Below are 6,425 nucleotides of genomic sequence, written 5' to 3' on the forward strand. Positions count from 1 at the left end.
GGCGGTCGACACGTCAACGCGAAGGCACCCACAGGGCCGGTCGTAACAGGGGTCAGACCGCCGCCGCAGCGACCCCTTCATGCTCACAGTCGTAGCTGTCACCGGTGGAGCCGACCGAGGCGACCGCGCCGGCCTCGGCCAGGCGCTGGGTGTACCGCACCGCGACGTATTGCGATTCCTTGTCCGAGTGATGGACCAGCCCGCCGACGTCGCGGCCGGCCCGCCGGCGGGTCCAGATGCCCATCTCCAGGGCATCCAGCGCCAGGTCGGTGCGCAGCGAGCGGGACAGCTGCCAGCCGAGCACCCGGCGGGAGAACACGTCGATGACAACGGCGGCATACATCCAGCCGGCGAAGGTCCGGCAGTAGGTGATGTTGGCGACCCACAGCTGGTCCGGGCCGGTCGCAGTGAACGCCCGGTCGACCAGGTCCGGGCGGGTGTCCGGGCCACTGCCGGGCACGGTGGTCCGCGGGCCCCTCGCCCGACTGATCCCGCGCAGACCCTCGCGGCGCATCAACCGGGCCACGGTGCGGCGGGCCACCCGGTGACCTTGCCGGCGCAGTTCGGCGTGCATCTTGCGCACCCCGTAGACGCCGTAGTTGTCGCTGTGGACCTGCTCGATGACCTCGGTGGTCGCCGCGTCGGTCACCGACCGCGCCGACGGCGGGCGGGACGTGGCGGCGTAGTAGGTGCTCGGGGCGATCTTCGCGCCGGCCCCGGTGAGGACGCGGCAGATCGGCTCGACCCCGTGTTCGAGCTTGTGGCCGTCGATGAAGGCGACGATCAGCGGGAGGGGCGGTCGAGCTCCGCCGCGAAGAAAGCCGACGCGCTCTTCAGGATTGCGTTCGCCCGGCGCAGTTCGCGGACCTCACGCTCGACCTCGGCCAGTCGGGTGGGATCGTCGGTGGTGTTGCCCGGCCGGGTGCCCTCGTCGATCTCGGCCTGGACGACCCAGTTGCGCAGCGTCTCGGGGTTGATGCCCAGCTGCTCGCCGATCCGCTTCAACGCCCCCGACCGGGTCGCCGGGTCCCGCCGGGCGTCCACCGCCATCCGGGTCGCCCGCTCCCGCAGCTCGTCGGGGTACTTCCTCGGTGCCGCCATGACTCTCATCCTCACGTGGATTGAGAGCCTCCATCAGACCCGGTACGGGACAGGTGGGGCCACGACCTGACCGCCGCCCGCGAACTGGTGCTACCGGCGGCGTACCCGTATGCCGCCCGGGGACTGCCGGTGCTGGCCGACAAGGGCTACACCGGCACCGGGGTCGGGGTGCACACCCCGTCAATCGCTCGCCCGGCAGCGCGGTGCTGCACCGACACCGGACCTGCAACGGGCTGCTTACCGCGCTGAGCGCACCTACCGAGCGCGTTCGTGCCTTTCTGATTACTGGCGGGCGTCTCACCGGGTCACCCTTTGCTCCTGGAGGATCAGCGCGGTCGCCGCCGCAGCCCTCTGCTCACCTCAACTCAGCGCGATCGCTGGTGAGACCCTCATCGCTGCGGATCATCGTCCCGATTCGATCACACGAGGGTGCCGGGCATCTTCTCGGTACTTCCGGTCGATACACGCACTACGCCTAAGCTTAATCGCTGCAGAGTCAGGCATTGGGCGTCACCGGATCGTCAACGCCGCGTCACCGCAGGGGCCGGTGAGTTGGCCCAAGGTTGACTGCCTGCTCGTTGCGCGGCAGCATTTGGGCATGAAGTGGCAGCGACAGGGTCCGCAACCGATCACCCGGGGCCAGGTTGAGAACATCTTCGACGGCGAGGTGGTGGGCGCAATCCAGGCTCTTGCCGTGCATCCGGTCGACTCCGCTGTCGTTTATGCCGCAGCGGTGAACGGGGGGATCTGGCGCACGATTAATGCGATGGCCGCGCAGCCGACCTGGCAACCCCTGACCGATCTCGAGAGGTCACTCTCCTTCGGTGCGCTGGCGATCGATCCGACCGATCCCACGCATCTAACCCTGCTTGCCGGAACCGGGCGCTTCAGCAGCAACGCGCGCTCGGGAGGTGCGCTGATCGGCCTGCTCCGCAGCGTCGACGGCGGGGCCACCTGGACGACGCTCCAAATTGATCCTGTGCGTCCCCTGCACGTCACCGGTGTGGCTCCGCGCGGCAATACCATCCTCGCCAGTGACAACACCGCCGGAGTGCATCGGAGTACCAATGCCGGCGTCACCTGGACGCTGGTGTCCGGCGCCCCGGGCACCGGGTTGCCCGCCGGCCCGGCCTTTGATCTAGCCGGCGACCCCGCCGATCCTGCCCGCCTATACACACATGCGGGTAACAGTGGTCTTTACCGCAGCACAAACTCCGGTGCAACCTGGAGCAAAATCAGCAACCCGGCAATCGACGCCCTGCTGCCGGGATCGACCAACATCAGAATGTCGATCGGCACCGCCGACAACGTCTACGTCGCCATCTGCGGTGCAAGCAGGCGTCTGGCTGGGTTGTTCCGCTCCGGCAATGGCGGAGCGATCTGGAATTCACTCGATCTGCCGAGGACCACGGAAGCCGGAGGTGTCGTCTTCGGTCTACATCCGGGCGCGCAGGCTAGCATCCACCTCTCCATCGCAGCCGATCGAAATAACCCCGACATCGTCTATGTCGGAGGCGACCGGCAACCCGCGTTCACTGAGGGCGCACAGCTGCCCGGAGCTCCGCGCTTTCCGAACTCCATCGGTGCCCGGGACTTCTCTGGCCGACTGTTCCGCATCGACGCCAGTCGCCCGCCAGGTGCTCAATCGACGCCATTGACCCATTCCGGAACGGCCTCCGGCAGCGCGCCTCATGCGGATTCCCGAGACATGGCATTGGCTCCCAATGGAATGCTGATCGAGTCCGACGACGGCGGAATTTACCGGCACACCCGGCCGCAACGCGGCGATGGCGACTGGTTCTCAATGAATGGGGATCTCCAGGTGACCGAGTTTCATTCCGTCGCCTGGGATGCCAATTGCCGGACTATCATCGGCGGCGCGCAGGACACCGGCAGTCCGCAGCAGTTGGTCAATGCGGCACGGCGATGGCCCAGTGTCTCCACCGGTGACGGCGGTGTCGTCGCGGTGGATGCCATCAGCACCCCCGGTCGGTCCACGCGCTATTCCAGTTTCCAGTTCCTGGGGGGGCTGAGACGAGAGGTCTACAACACCGCAGGGATGCTACAGAGCCGGACGCCAGTGGCCTTGCGCGTACTGGGCGGCGGGCCACCACTGGCTGCACAGTTTTACACCCCTCTGGAGCTCAACCGCGTGGCACCGACACGACTGGTCATCGGCGCGACGAACGGAGTCTATGAATCCGATGACCAGGGAGACACGCTGACGGCTATAGCACCTGGCCTGCAAGTCAATGGCAGCGGGCCCATCGCCTACGGTGCGACAGGCAACAGCGACGTCCTCTACATCGGTAGCGGCTCTAGCGTCTTCGTCCGGACCGCGGCGCGTCCGACACCGCTCACGGCATCGGGGACGTATCCGGGAGCTGCCACCGTGGTTGGGATCGCGGTGGATCCGGACGATCCGCGTGTCGCGTTCGTCATCGACGCACTTCAGGTGTTTCGCACCACCGACGCGGGAGGGCAGTGGAACATCGTCACAGGGAACCTACCGGCCCGTGGCGCTGCCGTGCTGCGGTCGGTCGTTTACTGCCCTGACCTGGGCGGTGGCTCCGTCGTGGTAGGGACAAACAGCGGGGTGTTCGTCGCCGCAGGGCCCGCGTTCAGCGTGTGGAGCAAACTTGGCACGGATTTGCCGCTTGCGCCGGTGCTGCGCCTACAGTATAGCGGGCAGGACCGGGTGTTATTGGCCGGCACGTTGGGCCGCGGCGCGTGGACGCTCACCCTCCCAGCGCCCGTGCCTTGATGTCGTTCAGGACCATCGAGACCGCACAGGGAGAGGGACCCCGTGACCAGCTTCGAACTCAGTCCTGGAGTAGTGGTCGATCGTGACTCCGGCGAGGTCTACGCGATGAGTCCCGGCGGGGGCGTCGTCGCGCTGGATCTCGGCACCGGAGAAGCGGTCTGGCACTCGCAGGACGCGGCCAAGCCGCTCGCCGTATCCGGAAATCTTCTCGTCAGCCAGGCCGAACCCACGGGACCCGCCAACGAACTCGCCATCGTCGCCCTAGACACCCGCCAACGCGGCACGCCAGTCATGCGCAGCCGGGTGGAGTTGCCCCCCGGAGTGCAACCCACGATCGGCCAGAGCATGAACCGCTCGTTTATCGCGCACGCGGAGCCACTGGAAACCGATGCCTCGGTGTCCTGGGAGTTCGTGGAGCGACCCTTGCAGGGCATTGCTTGGGGTCCGCTAGAGGTCTTGCCGGGCGAGGAAGCGCCACCCGTAACCTCCGCAGAGGTGGCGCCCGGGGCCGCGACTGCAGAGCCGGGAGCCGAGGTGGTCATCGAGCGCGGCGCCGTGCGGGTAGGGCTCACCGACGGAACCGTGACGACGATCGCGCCGCCGTCGCCGGAGTCCTTCACAGAACCGACCCCCGTGACGCCCTCGGCAGCAGCACCGGTGGAAACCACGGCACCACTTCCCGGCTTGCCCGAACCGCAGTTTCTGTCCGCGGACGGCTCCCACGTCCTGATCAGTGAACGGCTCGGCGACGAGTCGGTGTGGGAGAAATACCAGTGGAGGATCTTCGACCGCAGCAGCGGCCAACAGGTGGGCGCGATCCGCTCACACGTGCGTTTCCTGCCCTTCCTCGTCAGCGGTTCCCAGGTCGTATACGTAGTGGAGCCCCACGTGCACCGGCAAGGCGATGCGCTCGTCGAAGAGCCGGCACAGGTCCGCGCCATCGACCTACAGAGCGGCGAGCCTCGCTGGAGCCAGCCGGTGCGCGACATCACCGACCGCGAGGCGCCACCGCCGTGATCTGGGTCCTGAGAGGTCAGGAACCCCGCTCTTCTCGAGCCGGCTTGCGCCGTCCACCGTGACACCGGTTGCTTTCGACATTCCGCCGGACTGAACCGCCCCGGGCTCAGTGGAGGCTCTGGTGTGGCAGACGGGTCCGGAAGCGGCATCCCCCATCCAGTTTCGACGGCACCTGGGTTGAATCCTGACCGCGCCGCAAGCCGGCGTCGACGCTGCCAGGGAGCTCGACTGGGCGGTTAGCGTCGACGCCTCGATGAGCCGGGCGCATCAGCACGGCGCCACCGCCGTCCGGTCGCCCAATCAATCGGGGACGACGCCGCTCGGCGGGGAAGCCGCGCCGGTCGATCACATCCTGGGGCGCTCCCGCGGCGGACCGTTGCCTTAAGACCCCAGACGCGCGGGGCACGAAGCGGTCCTTGACGATCTCGGGCAGCCGGATTTAGACGTGTCCTAGCCGTCAGATTGACCTGTCGAAGGCGCCGCCTGTCGTACTAGCTTTCGCCTCCCCGACCGGGCTCCCGGTTCAGTGGGCTGGGCGGCGTCCTCGGGGTGGCCTTCGGGTGACGATGTCGCGGTGACGAAGCGCCAGCGCATCGACCGGGACGTCCTGCATCGCCGTGCTCAGGTTGCGGTGCTGTCCGGGCTGGCTCGGGGCGACGACGTCTACGACCTCGTGGCGGCCGCGGCTCCCAGCCACGTGCCCGGCTGGTTCACGCCAAGTGTGGCTCTGCTCGAGCTGGCCGTCACGGCGCTCGACCTCGCATGCCCGGCCGGCGTCGAGCCGTTGGAGTATGAGGGCCTGCACGAGCGCTTCCTCCCCGAGGTGACGTTCCGCGGCCGTGTGGAGCACCGCAACAGCCAGTACGCCGTCTACGCCGCCGCCTGCATGCGCGGCGGCCTGCAGCCCGATCTGCTCAGCGATGCCGGCTGGTGGCAGACCCCGCTGTGGCAGTACGCCGTCTTTGCCGTCGTCATCTACAGCCGTGCCGCAGCCGCGCGCCTCGCGGTCCCGGTGGAGGAGATCGTTCGGCGGGTTGCCGCTCGGCAGGGCCTCGAGCTCACCGCGTGACCACTTGTGGGTCACGGGCAAGCCCCGGGACAGGCGAAGGAGGGCTGCGACCTGGCCGTCTGGGCCCGGCCGGCGTGACCAATTCATGACCAATGGAGCGGAAAACAGGGGTCTCCAGGGGCCCAATACGGGACTCTCAGACGGTCCTCCAGTACTCCTCCAGAGGACCTAACCGGCCGCTTGAGCTGCGGTTTCGCGTGGAGCGGGTGACGGGAATCGAACCCGCATGGCCAGCTTGGAAGGCTAAGACACCCTGTACAACCCCACCTCCGCGGCATCGTCCGGCAGGATGAGCAGGGGGCACCGAGCCCCCCGGACCCTGGCGGGGGATGGATCGTCACCGCGGCGGACTCGTGTCGTCCTCGGTGGCCTCGTCGCCGAGCGGGGGATGGTCGGTCACGGCGAATTGAGCCAGGTATCCCGTGATCGGGTGGACCGGGCCGAGCACGCGGCGGCAGCGCGGCAGGGTGTCCT

5 protein-coding genes and 1 other annotated feature are annotated in these 6,425 nt (G+C 67.9%); of the genes, 3 read left to right on the forward strand and 2 right to left on the reverse strand.

Annotated features, from left to right (window positions below):
* Positions 1-52: 52 nt before the first annotated feature.
* Together BLW63_RS24970 and BLW63_RS24975 are read right to left on the reverse strand one after the other, a co-directional pair.
* Entirely contained in the window at positions 53-787 is a 735-nt protein-coding gene (locus BLW63_RS24970) for an IS3 family transposase (protein ID WP_139263813.1), read from the reverse strand.
* Positions 695-823: a sequence feature (AL1L pseudoknot), on the reverse strand. Its footprint overlaps the gene before it by 93 nt.
* Positions 784-1,101, reverse strand: a complete 318-nt coding sequence (locus tag BLW63_RS24975) for a transposase (RefSeq protein ID WP_170856971.1) — start codon at positions 1,099-1,101, stop codon at positions 784-786. (Overlaps the previous feature by 40 nt.) Before BLW63_RS24975 ends, BLW63_RS24970 begins: the two co-directional genes overlap by 4 nt.
* Positions 1,102-1,699: 598 nt before the next feature.
* On the opposite strand from BLW63_RS24975, the gene BLW63_RS26475 reads away from it, so the two are divergent.
* The 3 genes from BLW63_RS26475 (at position 1,700) to BLW63_RS24990 (ending at position 5,951) form a co-directional block, all read left to right on the forward strand.
* Positions 1,700-3,865, forward strand: coding sequence for a WD40/YVTN/BNR-like repeat-containing protein (locus BLW63_RS26475; protein WP_139263817.1), 2,166 nt, complete (start codon positions 1,700-1,702; stop codon positions 3,863-3,865).
* Between the two features lie 42 nt (positions 3,866-3,907).
* A complete protein-coding gene (locus BLW63_RS24985; RefSeq protein WP_139263819.1) occupies positions 3,908-4,882 on the forward strand; it encodes a hypothetical protein in 975 nt (324 codons plus the stop codon).
* Between the two features lie 574 nt (positions 4,883-5,456).
* Positions 5,457-5,951: a hypothetical protein gene (locus BLW63_RS24990; protein WP_091162232.1), complete on the forward strand. Its 495-nt coding sequence runs from the start codon at positions 5,457-5,459 to the stop codon at positions 5,949-5,951.
* Positions 5,952-6,425 lie beyond the last annotated feature (474 nt).

Source organism: Geodermatophilus africanus, assembly GCF_900107105.1.
GTDB classification, from domain to species: Bacteria; Actinomycetota; Actinomycetes; order Mycobacteriales; family Geodermatophilaceae; genus Geodermatophilus; species Geodermatophilus africanus.

What these genes read in the sequence shown, in the direction of transcription:
- BLW63_RS26475 (WP_139263817.1), top strand. Translation starts at nt 1,700, where the DNA reads ATGAAGTGGCAGCGACAGGGTCCGCAACCGATCACCCGGGGCCAGGTT.
- BLW63_RS24975 (WP_170856971.1), bottom strand. Translation starts at nt 1,101, where the DNA reads ATGGCGGCACCGAGGAAGTACCCCGACGAGCTGCGGGAGCGGGCGACC.